The organism is Luteimonas terricola (assembly GCF_004352845.1).
In the GTDB taxonomy this organism is placed as follows: Bacteria; Pseudomonadota; Gammaproteobacteria; order Xanthomonadales; family Xanthomonadaceae; genus Luteimonas; species Luteimonas terricola.
This window is the reverse complement of sequence record NZ_SJRX01000001.1, coordinates 604471-624035: the sequence shown is the minus strand read 5'-3', so window position 1 is coordinate 624035 and position 19565 is coordinate 604471. Positions and strand designations below refer to the sequence as shown.

The 19565-nt window shown below is 69.5% G+C and carries 16 protein-coding genes and 1 tRNA gene; 9 read left to right on the top strand and 8 right to left on the bottom strand.

Translation table 11 applies throughout. The features are described 5' to 3' along the window. Window positions 1-8 precede the first annotated feature (8 nt). From E2169_RS02840 to E2169_RS02820, 5 genes are all read left to right on the top strand, one after another. Window positions 9-1115, top strand: a complete 1107-nt coding sequence (locus E2169_RS02840) for an acetylornithine deacetylase (RefSeq protein ID WP_370465142.1) — start codon at window positions 9-11, stop codon at window positions 1113-1115. A 317-nt stretch (window positions 1116-1432) separates the two neighbouring features. Further along, window positions 1433-2770: an acetylglutamate kinase gene (locus tag E2169_RS02835; RefSeq protein ID WP_132985080.1), complete on the top strand. Its 1338-nt coding sequence runs from the start codon at window positions 1433-1435 to the stop codon at window positions 2768-2770. Continuing rightward, on the top strand, window positions 2763-3710 hold the full coding sequence (gene argC / locus E2169_RS02830) for an N-acetyl-gamma-glutamyl-phosphate reductase (RefSeq protein ID WP_132985079.1): 948 nt from the start codon (window positions 2763-2765) through the stop codon (window positions 3708-3710). Before E2169_RS02835 ends, argC begins: the two co-directional genes overlap by 8 nt. 12 nt (window positions 3711-3722) lie before the next feature. Next, on the top strand, window positions 3723-5033 hold the full coding sequence (gene argH, locus E2169_RS02825) for an argininosuccinate lyase (RefSeq protein WP_132985078.1): 1311 nt from the start codon (window positions 3723-3725) through the stop codon (window positions 5031-5033). Beyond that, a complete protein-coding gene (locus E2169_RS02820) occupies window positions 5030-6064 on the top strand; it encodes a patatin-like phospholipase family protein (protein ID WP_207918353.1) in 1035 nt (344 codons plus the stop codon). The genes argH and E2169_RS02820 overlap by 4 nt, the downstream gene beginning before the upstream one ends. A 6-nt stretch (window positions 6065-6070) precedes the next feature. Here the strand turns inward: E2169_RS02820 and E2169_RS02815 are convergent, their stop codons facing one another. The 4 genes from E2169_RS02815 to E2169_RS02800 form a co-directional block, all read right to left on the bottom strand. Then, a complete protein-coding gene (locus tag E2169_RS02815) occupies window positions 6071-6973 on the bottom strand; it encodes a hypothetical protein (RefSeq protein WP_132985077.1) in 903 nt (300 codons plus the stop codon). Continuing rightward, window positions 6970-8355, bottom strand: coding sequence for a glycosyltransferase family 2 protein (locus E2169_RS02810; RefSeq protein ID WP_132985076.1), 1386 nt, complete (start codon window positions 8353-8355; stop codon window positions 6970-6972). Before E2169_RS02810 ends, E2169_RS02815 begins: the two co-directional genes overlap by 4 nt. Window positions 8356-8540: 185 nt before the next feature. Next, window positions 8541-9812: an MFS transporter gene (locus E2169_RS02805; protein ID WP_132985075.1), complete on the bottom strand. Its 1272-nt coding sequence runs from the start codon at window positions 9810-9812 to the stop codon at window positions 8541-8543. Between the two features lie 74 nt (window positions 9813-9886). Continuing rightward, window positions 9887-9963: transfer RNA gene (locus E2169_RS02800), tRNA-Pro, on the bottom strand. A gap of 133 nt (window positions 9964-10096) precedes the next feature. Between E2169_RS02800 and hisS the strand changes: the two genes are divergently transcribed. The 3 genes from hisS to E2169_RS02785 are packed head-to-tail and all read left to right on the top strand — an operon-like array spanning window position 10097 to window position 13781. Beyond that, complete coding sequence (hisS, locus tag E2169_RS02795; protein WP_132985074.1) at window positions 10097-11515, top strand: histidine--tRNA ligase; 1419 nt, start codon at window positions 10097-10099, stop codon at window positions 11513-11515. Further along, window positions 11512-13428 (top strand): HAL/PAL/TAL family ammonia-lyase, encoded by a 1917-nt coding sequence (locus tag E2169_RS02790; RefSeq protein ID WP_132985073.1) that lies wholly within the window; start codon window positions 11512-11514, stop codon window positions 13426-13428. The genes hisS and E2169_RS02790 overlap by 4 nt, the downstream gene beginning before the upstream one ends. Next, window positions 13425-13781, top strand: a complete 357-nt coding sequence (locus E2169_RS02785; protein ID WP_132985072.1) for a hypothetical protein — start codon at window positions 13425-13427, stop codon at window positions 13779-13781. Before E2169_RS02790 ends, E2169_RS02785 begins: the two co-directional genes overlap by 4 nt. A gap of 19 nt (window positions 13782-13800) precedes the next feature. Here the strand turns inward: E2169_RS02785 and E2169_RS02780 are convergent, their stop codons facing one another. Continuing rightward, a complete protein-coding gene (locus E2169_RS02780) occupies window positions 13801-15624 on the bottom strand; it encodes a sensor domain-containing diguanylate cyclase (protein ID WP_165942316.1) in 1824 nt (607 codons plus the stop codon). A 132-nt stretch (window positions 15625-15756) separates the two neighbouring features. On the opposite strand from E2169_RS02780, the gene E2169_RS02775 reads away from it, so the two are divergent. Beyond that, window positions 15757-17337, top strand: a complete 1581-nt coding sequence (locus E2169_RS02775) for a calcineurin-like phosphoesterase C-terminal domain-containing protein (protein WP_132985070.1) — start codon at window positions 15757-15759, stop codon at window positions 17335-17337. Between the two features lie 38 nt (window positions 17338-17375). On the opposite strand, the gene mtnC is transcribed toward E2169_RS02775, so the two are convergent. From mtnC to E2169_RS02760, 3 genes are all read right to left on the bottom strand, one after another. After that, window positions 17376-18068 carry an acireductone synthase gene (gene mtnC, locus E2169_RS02770; protein WP_132985069.1) on the bottom strand — a complete coding sequence of 231 codons (693 nt, stop codon included), beginning with the start codon at window positions 18066-18068 and terminating at the stop codon, window positions 17376-17378. Between the two features lie 188 nt (window positions 18069-18256). Then, window positions 18257-18811 carry a 1,2-dihydroxy-3-keto-5-methylthiopentene dioxygenase gene (locus tag E2169_RS02765; RefSeq protein ID WP_132985068.1) on the bottom strand — a complete coding sequence of 185 codons (555 nt, stop codon included), beginning with the start codon at window positions 18809-18811 and terminating at the stop codon, window positions 18257-18259. 91 nt (window positions 18812-18902) lie between these two features. Beyond that, window positions 18903-19550: a methylthioribulose 1-phosphate dehydratase gene (locus E2169_RS02760; protein ID WP_132985067.1), complete on the bottom strand. Its 648-nt coding sequence runs from the start codon at window positions 19548-19550 to the stop codon at window positions 18903-18905. Window positions 19551-19565 lie beyond the last annotated feature (15 nt).

Here is a 19565-nt window from a genome sequence, read left to right as displayed (position 1 = left end):
GCTGCGACATCACGGCGGTCCTGCGCCACCTCGGCGCGCTGGTTTCCTTCGACACCCGCAATCCGCCGCGGGCGATCGACACCGGCGGCATCTTCGACTACATCCGCGCCCAGCTGCCGGACTTCGAAGTGACGGTGACCGACCACGGCGCCGGCGCGGTGTCGCTGTTCGCGCGCCGCGGCCGGCCATCGCTGCTGTTCAACGTGCACCTCGACACCGTGCCGGATTCCCCGGCGTGGACCGCGGACCCGCACGTGCTGCGCGTGACGGACGACCGCGCCATCGGCCTCGGCGCCTGCGACATCAAGGGCGCGGCGGCCGCGCTGATCGCCGCCGCGCAGGCGGTGTCGGGCGACGCCGCCTTCCTCTTCAGCAGCGACGAAGAGGCCAACGACCCGCGCTGCATCGCCGCGTTCCTGGCCGGCGACCACGGTTTCCGCCATGTGCTGGTGGCCGAACCCACCGGTTGCGAGGCCGTGCTAGCGCACCGCGGCATCGCCGCCGTGCAGCTGCGCCTCCATGGCGAGGCGGGGCACGCCTCCGGCGCGCAGGCACTGTCGGCAAGCGCGGTGCACAAGGCGATGCGTTGGGGCGTCGACGCATTGGCACTGGCGGAAGGCGAGGCCCACCAGCGCTTCGGCGGCCTGACCGGCCTGCGCTTCAACATCGGCCGCGTCGAAGGCGGCATCAAGGCCAACGTGATCGCACCCGCCGCCGAAGTCCGCTTCGGCTTCCGCCCGCTGCCCTCGCACGACGTGGCCGACCTCCACGCCCGCTTCGCCGCGCTGGCCCCGGAAGGCAGCGACTACGCCGCCACCTTCCACGGTCCCTCGCTGCCCGCCGGCGACACCGCCAGCGCCGAGGAGCGCCGCCTCGCCGCGCGCGACCTGGCCGACGACCTCGGGCTGCCGATCGGCGCCGCCGTCGACTTCTGGACCGAAGCCTCGCTCTTCTCCGCCGCGGGCCTCGACGCCATCGTCTTCGGCCCCGGCCACATCGCCCAGGCCCACACCGCCGACGAATGGGTCGCCCTGGAGCAGCTGCGCACGTATGCCGCGGCGGTGGTGCGGATCATCAACAGCAGCAACAGCTTTGCCAGGGATTTACGCGGATGAGCGCGGATTTACACGGATAAAGCCAAGAGCAGGAACAGGATGAAGAGCTTTTTGCCACGGATTTGCGCGGATTACGCGGATTTGGCCGAGGCAAATTCGAAGCGAAACTCCTTGCAGGAAAAATCAGCTGTGGAACAGGGCGCGGTGATTCGGCTGGCCTCGCCCTGATCCGCGTAATCCGCGCAAATCCGTGGCAAAAAGTGCTCTCCGCTTTTTCCGTCTTTCCGCTGTATCCGTGTAAATCCGCGCCCATCCGCGCAAATCCGTGGCAAAAAAGCTCTTTTCCTCTCCACCCAGCCCTCACGAAGCACCGACCCATGCAAGCACACGTACAGACCCGCCAGACCATTGTTCGACTGTTGTCGGGGATGGGCAGCGCGAAAGAGATCAGCCAGTACCTGAAGCGGTTTTCGCAGCTGGATGCGAAGCGCTTTGCGGTGGTGAAGGTCGGCGGCGCGGTGTTGCGCGACGACCTGGAGGCGCTGACGTCTTCGCTGGCGTTCCTGCAGCAGGTCGGGCTGACGCCGATCGTGGTGCATGGGGCGGGGCCGCAGCTTGACGAGGCCATGCGCGTGGCGGGCATCGAGAAGCGGACGGTCGACAACCTGCGCTACACCGATGCCGGTGGGCTGGCCATCGTGCGGCGGGTGATGCGGCAGCAGAACCTGCGGCTGGTGGAGGCGCTGCAGGTCGAAGGCGTGCGTGCGACGTCGATCCAGTCGGGCGTGTTCGAGTGCGCCTTCCTCGACCAGGCGCGCTACGGGCTGGTGGGGCAGGTCGCGCGCGTGGATACCGACGGCATCGGCGCGGCGATCAAGGCCGGGTCGATCCCGGTGATCACCTCGCTCGGCGAGACCGCCGACGGCCAGATCGTCAACGTCAACGCCGACTGGGCCGCGAACGAGCTGATCAAGACCCTGCAGCCGTACAAGATCGTGTTCCTCACCGGGACCGGCGGCCTGCTGGGTCCGGACGACAGGGTGATCGACTCGATCAACCTCAGCACCGAGTACGCGGAGCTGATGGCGCAGCCCTGGCTGCATTCCGGCATGCGCGTGAAGATCGAGCAGATCCACGACCTGCTGATGGCGCTGCCGCATTCCTCCTCGGTGTCGATCACACGCCCCGACCAGCTGGCGCGCGAGCTGTTCACGCACAAGGGGTCCGGTACGCTGGTGCGCCGGGGCGAACGGGTGCTGCGCGCCAGCTCGTGGAGCGAGCTGGACCTGCCGCGCCTGCGGGCGCTCATCGAATCGGCTTTCGGCCGCGCGCTGCTGCCGGACTATTTCGAGCGCACGTCGTTGCTGCGGGCCTATGTCAGCGAGAACTACCGCACCGCGGTGATCCTTACCGAGGTCGATGGCGTGCCTTACCTCGACAAGTTCGCGGTGCTCGACGACGCCCAGGGCGAGGGACTGGGGCGTGCGGTCTGGCAGGTGATGCGCGAGGAGACGCCGACGCTCTTCTGGCGCTCGCGCAATGGCAACGGCGCCAATGCCTTCTATTACGCAGAGTCCGATGGCTGCCTGAAGCAGGGGCCGTGGAAGGTATTCTGGTACGGCATGGATGGATTCCCGATGATCGAGCGCGCGGTCGCGCACTGCGCGCAGCGCCCCGCGACCCTGGTGGACACGCAGGAGGCCAGCCATGGCTAGGACCGTCGGCATCGTCGGCGCACGTGGCCACACCGGCGCCGAGCTGATCCGCCTGCTCGCCGCGCACCCCGGCTTCGAACTGGCGGCGGTGTCATCGCGCGAGCTCGATGGCCAGCGCGTGACCGAGCACGTGTCCGGCTTCCACGGCGAACTGCGCTACGCCAGCCTCGCGCACGATGAACTCGGCAGCCTGGGGCTTGATGCGTGGGTACTCGCGCTGCCCAACGGCAAGTCCGACGCCTGCATCGCGTCGCTGGCGGAATCCGGCGCGGAGCCCGTGATCGTCGACCTGTCCGCCGACCACCGATTCGACGACGACTGGTACTACGGCCTGCCGGAACTGACCCGCGACACGTATGCCGGCCAGCGCCGCATCGCCAACCCCGGCTGCTATGCCAGCGCCATGCAGCTCGCGGTCGCGCCGGTGCGCGACCTGGTCGAGGGGCCGGTGCAGTGCTTCGGCGTCTCCGGCTACTCCGGCGCGGGCACCGCGCCGTCGGACCGCAACGATGCCGACAAGCTGCGCGACAACCTCATGCCCTACGCGCTGGTCGACCATCTGCACGAGCGCGAGGTCACGCGCCACCTCGGCACGCCGGTGGAATTCATGCCGCACGTGGCGCCGCATTTCCGCGGCATCACCCTGACGGCGAACATGCACCTGCGCACGCCGATGGAACGCGATGCGGTGGAAGCGCGCTACCGCGAGCGCTATCGCGACGAGCCGCTGCTGCGCGTCACCGGCGATGCGCCCTGGGTGAGCCGGATCGCCGGCCACCACGGCGTCGAAGTCGGCGGCTTCACGCTGTCGGCCGACGGCCGCAGGCTGGTGGTGGTGGCCACGCTCGACAACCTGCTCAAGGGTGCCGCCACGCAGGCACTGCAGAACCTCAACCTCGCGTTCGGCTATCCCGAAGCCGAGGGCATTCCGCTGGATTGACCTGGAAACGACATGTCCGACCTCCTGTGGCAAAAGCCCGGCGTCAGCGTCGACGCCGACATCCAGGCCTTCCTGGCCGGCGACGACGTGGTGCTCGACCGCGACTTCTTCCTGCACGACATCCAGGCCAGCCGCGCCCACGCCGAGGGCCTGCAGCGCATCGGCATCCTCACCGACGACGAACTCGCCGGCATCGCGCGCGAACTCGATGCGCTGGGCGCGGACTTCAGCGCTGGCCGCTTCGTGCTCGACGCGCGCTACGAGGACGGCCACTCGGCGATCGAGGCGCGGCTGACCGAGCGCTTGGGCGACGCCGGCCGCCGCATCCACACCGGGCGCAGCCGCAACGACCAGGTGCTGGTGGCCACGCGCCTGTGGCTGAAGGAGAAGCTGGCGCGCGCGCAGGCGCTGTGCGTGGAGGCCGCCGGCATCGCGCTCGATCGCGCGCAGGCCGAAGCCGACGTGCCCCTGCCGGGCTACACCCACCTGCAGCGCGCCGTGGTGTCCTCGCTGGGCATGTGGTGGGCGGCCTGGGCCGAGGCCTTCATCGACAACGCCGTGCGCGCCGCCGACACCCTGGCCTGGATCGACGCCAACCCGCTGGGCAGCGCCGCCGGCTACGGCGTGAACCTGCCTCTGGATCGCGACCACACCACCGCGGCACTCGGCTTCGGCCGCATGCAGGTCGCGGCGACCTACGCCCAGCTGTCGCGCGGCAAGTTCGAGATGGCCGCGATCGAAGCGCTGTCCAGCGCGATGCTCGACCTGCGCCGCCTGGCCTGGGACCTGAGCCTGTTCACGGCCGGCGAGTCCGGTTTCGTGAAGCTCCCGGCGCAGTACACCACCGGCAGCTCGATCATGCCCAACAAGCGCAATCCCGACGTCATCGAGCTGATGCGCGCGACCTATGCCAGCGTGGCTGCCGCGCGCTGCGAGATCGAACAGCTGCTGTCGCTGCCCTCTGGCTACCACCGCGACCTGCAGCTGTCGAAGGGCGCGCTGTTCCACGGCTTCGGCAAGGGCCTGCAGGCGTTGGCGCTGCTGCCCGACCTGCTGCGCAACCTCGACTGGGACATGGAGCGAATGCGCGCCGCGCTGGAACCGTCGATGTATGCGACCGACCTTGCGGTCGACATGGCGCGCGAGGGCCTGCCGTTCCGCGAGGCCTATCGCCAGGCGGCCGATCCGGCGCGCTGGGCGGATGGCGATCCCGCTGCCAGCCTGGCGGCGCGGGTATCGCCGGGCGCGGCGGGCGAACTGCGCCTGGAGGCGCTGCGCGAGCGGCTGAATGCCCGCATGCAGACCACGATGGGCAGCACGTGAGCCCGGCCATTCCGAAGCGACGCAAGCGCACCGCGGTCCGCCCCGTCAGTCTCGCCCTGCAGGGCGGCGGCGCGCACGGCGCGTTCACCTGGGGCGTGCTCGACGCCCTGCTCGAGGACGGCCGCTTCGACCTGCGCGGCGCCAGTGGCACCAGCGCCGGCGCGATGAACGCCGTGGTGCTTGCGCACGGCTTGCTGGAAGGCGGCCCCGACGGCGCGCGCGAAGCCCTGGCCCGCTTCTGGCGCGCGGTTGGCGGCAACGGATCGCTGCTGCATGCCGGCGCCGGCGCCAGCGACGGCCGGCCTTCGCCGATGGCCTCCTTGATGCTGCAATGGAGCGGCTTCCTCGCACCGGCGCAGTTCAACCCGCTGGGCTATGACCCGCTGCGCGACATCGTCGAGGCGCAGATCGATTTCGAGCGCCTGCGCGCGCAGCGTCGCTTCGACCTGTTCATTGCCGCCACCCACGCCAACACCGGTCGCCTGCGGCTGTTCCGCACGCCGGAAGTCAGCGCGGATGCAGTGCTGGCCTCGGCCTGCCTGCCGGCGCTGTACAAGGCGGTGGAGATCGATGGCGAGCCGTACTGGGACGGCGCGTTTGCGGCCAACCCGCCGGTGCTGCCGCTGCTGGCCGAATGCAGGGTGGAGGACGTGCTGATGGTGCTGCTGAGCCCGGCCACGCTTGGCGACACGCCGCGCACGGCGTCCGAGATCCGCGACCGCTCGCAGGCCCTGGCCTTCAACGCCGCCTTCCTCGCCGAGATGCGCAGCCTGATCCGCATGCGCGAGTTCATGCGCCGCTCGATCATGCCCTGGCTGGTGAAGGAACACCCCGTGCGCCGCAAGCGCCTGCACCTGATCGCGGATGATGAACTGATGGAGCGGCTCGACGACGATTCGAAGTCGACCACCAGCCTGCCGTTCCTGGAGACCCTGCGCGACCACGGCCGCAGCCGCGCGCAGGTCTGGCTCAAGGCCAATGCGGCCGCCATCGGCCAGCGTTCGACGGTCGATATCGCGACGTTCCGCTGAGCGGGATCAGAATCCGCGCACCAGCTGCAGGTCCAGCTGCCGGTAGCCGTAGTTGACGCCATCGCCCACCGGCGTGTTGCTGTAGAGCAGGTGCGCACGCAGGTACCAGTCGCTCGCCCCGCGCGGGCTTTCCACCGTCAGTTCGGCGAGCCGGGCGGCGCGCCACTCCGCGTCCGCTTCGCGCTGGCGGCCGACCCCGGCGGCGGCGGCGAACATCCATCCGCCGTGGAAGCGGCGGATCCGCAGCAGCGGCAGCGCTTCGTCGAAGCGGCGCGGCGAGTAGTAGTCCAGCTCGCGCGGGTGGCTGTTGTGGAAGCTGCGCGCGCGCAGCTGCAGGCCCAGTCCCCAGTCCGTCACCAGTGGCAGCGAGTACACCGCGCGCAGGTGCGTGCGCAGGTTGCTGCCGGGGAATTCCTGCAGGCCGCCCAGAAGGGTGAGCTGCTGGCCGCGCGCATCCAGCGGAATATCGAACGCCGCCCCGGCGAAGGTGGCATAGCGCCCCTCGCGTCCCGAGCGGGTTTCGAGCACGTCGCGCTCGATGAAGTACTCCTGCCGCCACGCGCGGTCACGGACCAGGGACGCACTGCCGAGCACGGTGTGCCCGTCGGTACCGACCTTGGTGTTCCACTTCAGTTCGCCGCGGGTGTCGGCAAGGCGCAGGTAGGCGCGGTGATCGGTCCACCCGCGGTCGCCCAGCGGCCGGATCCGCGCCTGCTCCAGGGTCAGGCCGCGGAAGTGCTCGGCATCGTCGTAGCGGTCGAATGCGCTGACGGCGAGCTTCTGCACCGAGGTGTCGTCGGCATCGTCCGAGAAAAAGACTTCAGTACCGCCCGCCACCGGGGACGCGGCGATGGCGGTGGGCGCGGCGAACACCATGCACGCCGCGACGATCCACGTGAACCGGCTCATTTGGTCCCCCAGCTCTTGCGCAGCCCGACCAGCTCCGACAGGTAGCCCCAGACGCAGATGGGCTGCAGGATCAGCGAGTACGCGATCACGTAGTTGATGAACCCGAGCGTGTTTCGGCGCACCTTGAGCTCCTGGCGTTTGAACATCAGGCTCTGGGTGCGGAAGATGAAGGCGTTCCAGGCCACCGCGAGCGGCAGTACCAGCAAGGTCATGATGCCGACGATGTGGTAGTAGCCGAACAGCGCGGCGACGATGCCGGGGATGAACACCAGCGTATAGACCAGGTCCAGCGGCAGGAACAGCACGTTCCACCAGATGAAGATCAGGCTCAGCCGGCGCTTCACCAGCAGTCGTGGGTGGTGCTTGAAGGCTTCGATCAGGCCGCGGGACCAGCGTCGGCGCTGGCGGGCGAACTGCGACAGTTGATCGGGGACGTTGGTGAAGGCGACGGCGTCCTCGCAGTAGCCGATGCGGTGGCCGCGCTCCAGCAGCGCCCAGGACACCACGATGTCCTCGCCCACGCACTCCGGCCAGCCGCCCACGTCTTCCAGAGCCGCGCGGTCGTACACCGAGAACGCGCCCTGGGCCACCAGCGTGCCGTGGTACATGCTCTGCATGCGCTTGACCGCCGCGATGCCGTGGAAATAGTCCCATTCCTGCACGCGGGTCAGCCAGTTCTGCCGCGAGTTGCGCACCAGGACCGAACCGGCCACGGCGCGCGTTCCGGGCGGGTCGGCCAGATAACGTTCGATCAGGTTCGCGATCGCGTCGCGGTAGACCCAGGAGTCGCCGTCGACCGTCACCACGAGGGCGTCTTCGGTCAGTGCCAGGCCACGGTTGAGGACGCCCGCCTTGCCGATGTTGTGCGCCCCGCGGAGCAGGCGGATCGCGTGGCCGGGCGACAGCTGGACGTCTGCGATCGCCGCCCCGGCGCGCTCGGCCGAGTCATCGGTGGAGCCGTCATCAAGGACCAGTACCGTCATGTCGCCGGGATAGGTCTGTTGCGCCAGGCTGCGGATGGTGTGTTCGATGTTCGCGCTTTCGTTGTAGCAGGCCACCAGCACGGTGATGGCCGGGTAGTGCCCGGGGATGCGGCGGGCGGGCCTGCGGTCGAGCAGGATCGTCGAGATCAGGAAGGCGTTCATGAAGCCCGGCACGTAGGCGATGAAGGTGATCACTGCGATCGCGAGGGGGGCACCGATCAGAAGCCCCAGGTCGTCCAGCCAGGGCAGCGACAACCAGATGCTCATGCCCACCCAAGCCAGGGCGAGCAGCAGCGAGAGACAGAATTTCGTCGGGACGGAGAGATAGAAGCCGCGCTTGCGCTCGGATTCCGGATGGCCAGTCCCGGTGTCGATCGCCAGTGGTTGGAGAACGGTCATTGAGGAGGTTCCCTGCGTGTGTGGCGATTGACGCCGCCCGTCAAAATGTGACGAACTGCGCAATTCGCCCGTGCAAGTGGTGGCTGTATCGGCCGGGAAAGCTCGCTGGACCCGAGCCGTGAGGAGCATTCGGGATGGAATGGGCGCAAGACTCGTGCCAGATACGTCCGGCAAGATGCGGGGTCTCAGCGCGGTTGCTGGCCCGGCATGTCTTCGAGATGGCGCGGCTGGCAGGCCTGCCAGGCACCGGCCAGCATCACGATCACGCTCGCAGCCAGCATCGCGAACGGCCAGGCCAGGCCAGCGGTGGCGTCCTTCAGGATGCCGAACAGCAGCGGCCCGAGGCAGGCCAGCGTGTAGCCCACGCCCTGGGTGAAGCCCGACAGCGCCGCGGACCCTGCCGGCGTGCGCGTGCGCAGGTTGATCAGGGTCAGGCCGAGCGGGAAGGTGCAGCCGCCGATGCCGACCAGGGTGGCCCACAGCCACGGTGCCGCCATCGGCGCTGCCCACAGTCCGGCGAACCCGGCGAACTGCGCCGCGGCGCAGCCGAGCGCGAGCACGAAAGTGTTGGGCATGCGCACGGCGAGCGCCGGCACCACCAGGCCCCCGAGCAGGCTGAAGCCGGTGTACAGCGCAACCATCGCGCCGCCGAAAGCCGGCGAGGCGCCGGCGTCGGTGAAGATCCGCGGCATCCAGGTGAACATCGCGTAGGTGGCCAGCGAGGTCATGCCGAACATCAGCGCCATGCCCCAGCCCAGCGATGTGTGCCAGACGCGGCTGCGCGAAGCGGGCGTGGACTCGAGGTCGGTGGCGCCCGCCGCGGGGATCTCGTCATCGTCGTCGTCGTCGGTGCCGGTTTCCGGTGCCGCGTCTGTTCCCCGGCGCAGCAGCGCCAGCCATGGCAGCATCGCCACCAGCGCCGTCAGCGCCCACGCGCCCATCGACAGGCGCCAGCCGAAGGCGTTGGCCAGCGGCACCGCGAGCAACGCGGCCATGATGGTGCCCGCCTGCAGGGCGGTGATGTAGACCACGCTCAGCGTGCCGATGCGGTGCGGGAACCAGCGCTTCACCAGCGGTGGCAGCACCACGTTGCCGATGCCCATGCCGGCCAGCGACACCAGCGAACCGGTGACCAGCAGGCCCATGCCGCCGGCCAGCGAGCGCAGCACCAGACCGACCGCTGCGAGCGCCATCGCCAGCAGCACGGTGCGCTCGAGCCCGATGCGGCGCGCGAGGGCGGGCGTAGCGGCGCCGAAGGCCGCGAACGCCGCCGCCGGCAGCATGCCGATGACGCCGGCCATGGTGGCGCCGAAGCCGAACTCGCGGCCGACCACGTCGAGCAGCGGCGTGATCGAGGTGACCGCGGTGCGCAGGTTGAAGGCGGCCAGCGTGATGCCGGCCAGTGCCAGCAGCCAGGTGCGTGCAGGGACGCCGCGGGCGGTGCGGGGTGCGGACATCGAGCGATCCCGGCGCCCGGGAAGCGCCAAAGCAGAAGACCGGCCCTGGGGCCGGTCCTTTGCGTGATCACCATTGGTCGGGGAGACAGGATTTGAACCTGCGACTTCTACGTCCCGAACGTAGCGCTCTACCAGGCTGAGCTACACCCCGATCAGGTGAGCTGCGTATTTTAGGGACTCAGGGGCGGCAAGGGCAAGCACTGCGGCTCCCGAACCCGGGAAGGCCGGCCGCAGCCGCTAGAATGGCGGGCCACCCGGCCATGGTCCCGCACCGGAGTTCCGCCTTGATCAAGCCCCGCACGCCCCCGGGCGTCCTCGAGCTGCTCCCGCGCGAGCAGGTCGCCTTCCAGCGCATGCTCGACACCATCCGCCGCACCTTCGAGGCCTACGGCTTCCTGCCGGTGGAAACGCCGGTGTTCGAGCTGTCCGAGGTGCTGCTGACCAAGACCGGCGGCGAGACCGAACGCCAGGTGTATTTCGTGCAGTCCACGGGCGCGCTCGAAAAGTCGCTCGAGGACGGGGGCGGGCAGGGGCGGCCGGAAATGGCGCTGCGCTTCGACCTGACCGTGCCGCTGGCGCGCTACGTGGCCGAGCACGAACACCACCTGGCGTTCCCGTTCCGCCGCTACCAGATGCAGCGCGTCTACCGCGGCGAGCGTGCCCAGCGCGGACGCTTCCGCGAGTTCTACCAGTGCGACATCGACGTGATCGGCAAGGACACGCTGTCGCCGCGCTTCGAGGCCGAGGTGCCGGCGGTGATCAACGCCGTGTTCGAGGCGCTGGGCATCGGCGAGTTCACCATCCAGCTCAACCATCGCAAGCTGCTGCGGGGTTTCTTCGAAGGACAGGGCATCGCCGGCGACCAGCAGGCGCTGGTGCTGCGCGAGATCGACAAGCTCGACAAGCGCGGCGAAGACGCCGTGCGCGCGACCCTGGTGGGCGAGGGCTTCGGTCTCGCGCCGGAGGTGGCCGATGGGCTGTTGGCGTTTTCGCGCGTGCGCTCGACCGGGCACGAGGACGCGCTTGCGCGCCTGGACGCGCTCGGTGCCGGTACGCCGCTGTTCGAGGAGGGTCGCGACGAGCTGCGTGCGCTGCTGGCCGCGCTCCGCGCCATGGGCGTGCCGGAGTCGCGCTATGCCATCAACCTGTCGATCGCGCGCGGCCTGGACTACTACACCGGCATGGTCTACGAGACCACGCTGGATGCGAACCCGGACATCGGTTCGATCTGCTCCGGCGGTCGCTACGACGACCTTGCCAGCCACTACACGAAGTCGAAGCTGCCCGGCGTCGGCATCTCCATCGGCCTGACGCGCCTGTTCTGGCAGCTGCGCGAGGCCGGCCTGGTGGACGTCGAACAAAGTCCGGTCGACGTGCTGGTGGCGCTGTTCGACGACGCCGGACTGGACGACGCGCTGTCGCTGTCGCAGCAGCTGCGCGCAGCGGGCCTCAAGGTCGAGACCCAGCTCGAGCCGCGCAAGCTCGGCAAGCAGTTCCAGTACGCCGACCGCGCGGGGATCCGCCACGTGGTGGTGCGCGGCGAAGACGAGGTTGCGCGCGGCGTGGCCACGGTCAAGGACCTGCGCCAGGGCGAACAGTTCGAGGTCTCGCTGGACGGGCTGGCCGATGCACTGCTCGCGCGGCGCGAGGCTGCCGCTGGTGCGGCACCAACCCCCGATTCCACCGAAGGAGGTGCACGATGAAGCCTGTCCTGCTCGACGGACGTTCGCTCACCCGCGGCCAACTGGTGGCGGTGGGCCACGGCGCCCAGGTCTCGCTGGACGATGGCGCGCTGCGCGCGGTGGCGCGCGCGGCCGACTTCCTGGCCGAACAGGTGCGCCGCGAAGAGCCGATCTACGGCGTCTCCACGGGCTTTGGCAGCAATGCCGACAAGCTGCTCGGCGCGCACCCGCTGCGCGACGGACTGCCGGGGGCCACGCCTTCGGGGCGCTCGCTGCACGCGGAGCTGCAGCGCAACCTGATCGTCACCCACGCGGTCTGCGTGGGCGAGCCGATGTCGGCGCCGGTGGTGCGCGCGATGATGTGCATCCGCATCAACACCCTGTTGCGCGGGCATTCGGGCATCCGGGTCGCCACGCTCGAGGCGATGACCGCGCTGCTCAACGCCGGCGTGGTGCCGGTGGTGCCCGAGCTGGGATCGGTCGGTGCGTCGGGCGACCTTGCGCCGCTGTCGCACCTGGCGATCGTGCTGCTGGGTGGCGGCGAGGCCTTCGTCGACGGCGAGCGCGTTCCCGGCGCCGAAGCCCTGCGCCGCGCCGGCCTGGTGCCGGTCGAGCTCTCGTACAAGGAAGGCCTGGCGCTCAACAACGGCACCGCGCAGATGCTGGCGATGGGCGTGCTGGCGCTGGCGAAGCTCGAAGACCTGCTCGATACCGCCGACCTCGCCGCCGCGATGACGCTCGACGCCTTCGCCGGGCGCCTGGGCGCCTATGGCGAGGACGTGCACGCGCTGCGTCCGCATCCCGGCCAGGTCGCGGCCGCGGCGCAGCTGCGCGCGCTGCTCGAGGGTTCGACGCTCGCCGACATCCCGTACCACCTGGTGCCGCGCTTCCGGCAGTGGATGCCCGACAGCTGGGATACCGCCGAGGCGCAGGCGCTGTGCTTCGACATCGGCTGGGACTGGGTGGCCAGCGGCCAGCGCCACGGCCGCGAGAAGTTCTACGAGCGCTTCAAGCCCTTCCGCGGCGGCAAGAAGCACCAGCCGCAGGACAGCTACTCGCTGCGCTGCGTGCCCCAGGTGCACGGCGCGGTGCGCGACGCCGCCGCGCAGGCCGCGCGCGTGCTCGAGATCGAACTCAACTCCGTCACCGACAATCCGCTGGTGTTCCCCGACAAGGTGGCCGGGCACGTCGGAGGCGCGTTTGTCGAGAGCACGGTGATCTCCGCCGGCCACTTCCACGGCATGCCGCTGGCGCTGGCGATGAGCTACCTCAAGGCCGCGGTCCCGGTGCTGGCCTCGATCAGCGAGCGTCGCCTCAACAAGCTCGTCGACCCGGCCACCAGCGACGGCCTGCCGGCCTTCCTGATCGGCAACGAGGACGGCACCGAATCGGGTTACATGATCGTGCAGTACACGGCGGCGGCGATCGTCAACGACCTTGCAAGCCGCGCCCATCCGGCCAGCGTGTACTCGATACCGACCAGCGCCAACGCCGAAGACCACGTGTCCATGGGCGCCAACGAGGCCCGCCATGTGCTGTCCATGGCCGACGACCTGGGCAAGGTGCTCGGGCTCGAGCTGTACACCGCCGCCCAGGCGCTGGACCTGCGTCGCGACATGATCAACGCCGCCCGCGACCTGGCGCGCCGCGGCGACGCCGTGGCGCTCGCGGCCAAGGTGCAGGGTGCGCCGCCGCCGGGCTCGCCCGACCACGCGCGCTTCATGGCCGAGGTCGAGGCGCTGCGCGCGGAGCTGGCGGGAAGCGAGCCCTACCATCCCGGCGCGGCGGTGGACGCGGCCCACGGCGTGATCCGCGAGCGTATCCCTTACCTCGACCGCGACCGCGCGCTGGACGCCGAGGTCGCGGCCGCGATACGCCTGGTCAGCGACGGCGTGCTGCTGGCCGCGGTGCGTGGCGCGGGGCAGGCCGGTTGAACCTGCCGCTGCACCCGGGCTGGCCGGGTGCACTTGAGGCCGGGCTGATCGCGCTGCTGGTCGGCGCGCTGGCCTACGCGCTGTTCCACGTCATCGGAGCGCGCAACCGATGGACACCCGGCCACGCCATCGGCTGGGCCTGCCTGGTGGCCGTGGCGATCGCCGCCGGCACCGATGTCTGGCACCTGTTCTACATGGGCGTGGTGAAGCTGGAGTCGCCCGTCTACGCCCGCATCGTGCTGTCGAAGATCCACGATCCCGATGGCCTGGGCTTCCGCGTGGTGATGGAACTCATCGGCGCCATCACCGGCGTCGCCCTGGCCTGGATGTTCGCCCACCGCGACAAGGCCTAGCCAGTCGCCGCGAACGTGGTCAAGCGGCGGAGATGGAGGTGCGAACGCAGTTGCGCCCGTTCGCCTTTGCCGCATACAGCGCCTGGTCGGCCACCTGCAGCGCGTCCTCGATATCGTCGATGGTGCCCGGCACCACGGTGTGTATCCCGACGCTGCCCGACACGCGGACGTCCGGCCCGTGCTGCGATTCGCAGGGCGCCGAGGAGATCGCGCGACGCACTTCCTCCGCTACCGCCACCGCTTCGCGCAGGTCGGTGCCCGGCAGGACGATCACGAACTCCTCGCCGCCGAAGCGCGCGAGCAGCGCATCGTAGGGGCGCAGCGCCTGTCCGATGCGCCGCGCGGACGTGCGCAGCACGTCGTCGCCCACCAGGTGGCCGTGCTCGTCGTTGATCGACTTGAAGAGGTCCAGGTCGACCATCAGCAGCGACAGCGGGCGCCGGTCCTCGTTGCAGGACACCAGCAGGCGCTCGAATGCGTCGTGGAAATGCGAGCGGTTGTACAGGCCGGTGAGGCCGTCGCGGCGGCTGGACTCGCGCAGGCGCGAATGCGCCTCACCGAGCTTGTCCAAGGTGCTGCGCAGTTCGCGCGTGCGCTGCGCGACCTTGCGCTCGAGCTGGATGTTGGCCTCGCCTACGATGCGCTCGTTCTCGTTGCGCAGCGACGCGTAGCGATAGCTCAGCGCGACCGACAGGAACAGCATCTCCAGCGCCGACCCGAGCTGGACGCCGTACTCGGTGAAGAAGTTCTTCGGGATCACGCCGAAGGCCACCAGGGTGTAGATCGCGGTGCCGGCCAGGAACATCGCCCACGACAGCAGGAAGAGCTTCGCCGGCGCGTATTTCTTGCGCACGGCCGCCACGCTCACGATGGTGATCCACACGATGCTGGCCAGCACCGCCAGCGACACGGCCGGCGTGATCAACCGGTACGGCACGAAGACCGCGGCGATGCCGAAGCCGACGAAGGCCGCGATCGCGACGATGCTGACGCGGTTGCCCGCCGGCCAGCGGTCGCCCAGGCCCAGGAACACGCGCGCGAACTGGTGCATGCCGATCAGCGCCAGGCTGATCGACAGCGGCACGGATTTGTCGGCCAGCCAGATGTTGTCGGGCCACAGGTATTCGAAGCCCAGGCCGTTGAGGCAGAACAGCACCAGGCCGAAGGCGCTGATGTGGAACAGGTACCAGAAGTAGCTGGCGTCGCGCAGCACCAGCCACAGCACCAGGTTGTAGAAGAACAGCGCCAGCAGGATGCCGTAGTACAGGCCGATGGCGAACTGCGCGTCGCGGGAGAGTTCGGTGAAGGCGCCGGGTGTGTACAGCACCAGCGGCACCTGCATCGAACTCTGGCTCTGCACCCGGAACAGGATGTCCACCGGCTGGCCGGTCGGCAGGTCGAGCAGGAAGTTGGGGTGGCGGTAGCGGATCGCGCGCTCGCTGAAGGGCAGCGTATCGCCGCCCACCTGGTGGTCGATGCGGCCATCGGGGTAACGCAGGTAGACGTCGAGATGGTCGCTGAGCGGATAGGTCTGCACCATCAGCCAGCGCGGCTCGTCCGCGTTGCGGTTGACGACTTTCGCGTGCACCCAGAAGGCGCCGGACTGGAAGCCGAAGGCGGGATTGCCGCCGGGCAGGGGCGCGAAACCGCCGGCTTCGAGCTGACGCCAGGCATCGTCGACGCTGTGCGTGGCTTCGGTGTCGTGGAGGTAGGTGACGTGCGGCGACAGCGCCAGCTCACCCACGCCGGGCGTGAGTTCGATCACCGCGGCCGCGGCCGGCATCGCCAGCAACAGCGCGAACGCAGCCGTGACCCAGGCCATCCAGGGCCTTGCGACGTTCATCCTGACGTCCCCACAGACGCGTCCATGACTTCCCCGTCGGTCATCGCCCAACCCGATCATATGCCTGCCGGCAACTGATGGATATACGCGATCGGCCGGCATAATGGGCCATTCGCAGCCCCTGGAGCCCCGATGAAGACGCCCTGTCGCCTGCTTGCCGCGTTGCTCCTGCTTGCCGTGGCCGGGGTCGCCAGCGCGGCGCAGTGGCAGGGACGCGTGTTCGAGGACCGCGACGGCGACGGCATCGCGGGCGCCGGGGAACCCGGTATCGCCGGCGTGGCGGTCTCGGATGGCCGGACCCTGGCGTTGACCGATGAGGAGGGGCGCTACCGCCTCGAAGCGCGCGCCGATGCCCCCGTGTTCGTGGTGAAGCCCGCGGACTGGCGCCTGGCGCTGCGCGCGGACGGGCTGCCCGCAGCCTGGCATGCGCCGGGACCGCGGGGCGGTATCCACCGGGGCGATTTCGCACTGCAGCGCCAGGCCGGCCCCCGCGGCGATGCGCTGTCGGTGCTTGTCCTTGCCGATCCCCAGGTGAAGTCGATGGCCGACATCGACTACTACGCGCGCGACATCGTCGCGCCGCTGCTCGCCGATGGCGCCGCCGCCGACCTCGGGATCAGCCTGGGCGACATCGTCGACGACGTGGTCGACCTGTACCCGCACATCAACGCCGTCACCACGCGCCTCGGCGTGCCCTGGCTGCACGTGCCGGGCAACCACGACATCGATCCCGATGCAGCGGCCGACGCCACGTCGCTGTCCGCCTTCCGCGCCAGCTACGGCCCCGACACCTTCGCCTGGCACGCGGGCGCCGCGACCTTCCTCGTACTCGATGACGTGGTGCAGCTGCCGGGCCAGCGCCCCGCCTACGTCGGTGGCCTGCGCGAGGACCAGTTCGCCTTCCTCGAAGCCTGGCTGCCGACCGTGCCCAAGGACCGCCTGCTGGTGCTGGGCGTGCATATCCCGCTGTTCGACACTGCGGCGCCGGGGCGGCCGGAAACCTTCCGCAGCGCCGACCGCGAGCGCCTGTTCGCCCTGCTGAAGGACGTCCCGAAGCTGCTCGTGCTCAGCGGCCACCGCCACACGCAGCGCCACCATCGCCACGGGCCGGATGAGGGCTGGCATGGCGACACTCCGCTGCACGAGTTCAACGTCGGCGCCGCCAGCGGCGCCTTCTGGTCAGGCGCGCCCGACGCCGAGGGCATCCCCGACGCGACGATGGCCGACGGCACGCCCAATGGCCACGCCTTGCTGCAGGTCGACGCCGACGGTGGCTATCGCCTGTCCTGGCATCCCGCGCGCCTGCCGGCAGACGATCCCGCGCGCACGCAGGCCATGCACCTGCATGCTCCGCGCGTGCTGCGCCGCGGCGCCTATCCCGCCTGGGCGGTATACGCCAACGTCTACACGGGCGAGGCCGACACACGCGTCGAGTACCGCGTGGGCGATGGCGGGTGGACGCCGATGCTGCGCGTCGAGCGCCCGGACCCCTGGCTCCTGGCCGAGAACGCGCGCGACGACGCCGCCACCGCGCTGCGCGGCTACGACCGCTCGCCGGAGGCCGAACCCTCCGTGCATCTCTGGCGTGGCGCACTGCCGACGGACCTCGATGTGGGCGAACATCGCGTGGACGTGCGCGTCTTCGACCGCTGGCATGGCGAACAGCGCGCCATGACCAGCTACCGGCTGGCGGAGTGGCCGGATACACCCTGAGTTGGCCCTCCCTGTGGAAGCGGCCATGGCTTGCCGCGTCAGGGGGTGATCGCGTCGAAGCTTTCCACGCGCAGGTGGCCGTTGCATGCATTGCCGGTGCGCGGCTGCGGATAGTCCTCGAGCCGGTCCACCAGCACCGTGCGCAGGCCGGCTTCGCGCGCGGCGTCGAGCTCGGCGACCACGTCGGACAGGAACAGGATGGAGCCAGGCTCGTGGCCCAGCCGGGTGGCGATGCGCGCATAGCTCGCCGCCTCGCGCTTGCCACCGACCTCGGTATCGAAGAAGGCCTCGAACAGCGGCAGCAGGTCGCCGGCGTCGGAGTGCCCGAAGAACATCTTCTGCGCCGGCACCGATCCCGAGGAATACACCGCCAGGGGATGTCCCCCGGCATGCCAGCGGCGCAGGCCCTCGACGGCATCGGGATACACGTGCGCGGTGAAGTCCTCGCGTCGATAGCCCTCGGACCACATCAGCCCCTGCAGCGCCTTGAGCGCCGTGTGCTTGCGATCCTCGTCGATCCATCCCTGCAGCACTTCGACGATCACCGCGTCATCGCACACCGCCCCGTGCTCGGTCGCGACCTGGTCCAGCCAGCGCCGCACGTCCGGCTCCTTGCCGTGCTCCCGCACGAACCGCGGCAACGCCCGCCGCGCATACGGAAACAGCACCTCGCGCACGAACGAGATGCTGCCTGCGGTGCCTTCGATGTCGGTCAGGATGGTGGTTTTCATAAGAGCCTTTCTGCCACGGATTTGCGCGGATGGACGCGGATAAAGAGTCAAGAACAGAACACGAAGAGCAAGAGCTTTTGCCACGGATTACGCGGATAAAAGCAGGTAAGTCGAAGAGGCGGTGTTGCATATCCCCATCTGCTCTTATCCGCGTAATCCGTGGCAAAAAGCTTCTAAAGCTTCCCGCTTCAGCGCGCACCCTTTTCGTAGCGCGGGAACTTTGTTGCGATGTCGGTGCCGGTGAAGTGGCCGATCCAGCCGTCGGGCTGCTGGAAGAAGCGGATGGCGACGAACTCGGGTTCGGGGCCCATGTCGAACCAGTGGGTGGTGCCGTCGGGGACGGCGATCAGGTCGTCCTTGACGCATTCGATCTCGTACACGCGGTCGTCGACGTGCAGGGTGAACAGGCCCGAGCCGGCGACGAAGAAGCGGACCTCGTCTTCCTTGTGGAAGTGCTCGTCGAGGAAGGTCGCGCGCATCTGCTCGCGCTTCGGATTGTCCGGGGCGATGCTGACCACGTCGACCGCGGTGAAGCCGCGCTCGGCGCTGATGCGGTCGATGTCCTCGCGGTAGGCGGACAGGACCTCGTCCTGCGGGGCGCCTGCGGCGATCGGCCGGCTGGCCTGCCAGCGTTCGAAGGTGACGCCGATCTTTCCCAGTTCGCTCGCGATGGTGTCGCCTTCGCTGGTGTCGAGCAGGGCGGTGTCGGGGGCGTCGTCGGCGAAGATGCGCAGGCGGCTCATGGCGGATCTCCAGTGGGGGCGGATCAGCGTAGCAGCCGCCGTCGGCCCTGTGGTTGCGCCCGCGGAACGCAGTGCGTCCGCCAGTGCGGGGTCAATGCCCGGCGGTCAGCCGGCGCAGTTCCAGCTCGCAGTCGAGCAGGAATTCGAAGGCGTCCAGGTGGCGGCGGGCCTCGGCCATGTCGCTGCCCCAGGCGTACAGGCCATGGCCGTCGATCAGGTAGCCCCACATCGGCCCGCCGTCGAGCAGCGCGTCGACCTGGGCCGCCAGCGTCGACATGTCCTGCGAGTTGGGCAGCACCGGCACGTCGATCGCCGTTTCGTGCGTGGCGTTGCCGCGGAAGGCCTTCAGCAGCTCGTAGCCTTCCAGGCGGACGTGGCCGCTGCCGGCAAACAGCCGCGACGCGATCGTCTGCGCGCGCGAGTGCGTATGCAGCACGCAGCCGATATCGGGGAAGCGGGCATACAGCTGCGTGTGCAACAGCGTCTCCGCCGAGGGCCGGTGGTCGCTGCCCACGGCGCGGCCGTCGAAGTCGACGACCATGATGTCGTCCTCGCGCAGCTTGCCCTTGTCGCGCCCGGACACCGTGATCGCCGCATGGCGGTCGTCGAGCCGGTGCGAGAAGTTGCTGCTGGTCGCCGGCGTCCAGCCAGCCCGGGCCAGCTCGCGGATATTGACGATGAGCTCGCCTGCGAGTTCGCGCAGGCGATGGCTGTCATAGGGCATGGCGTGCTGGCTCATGTGGCGATTCTAGCC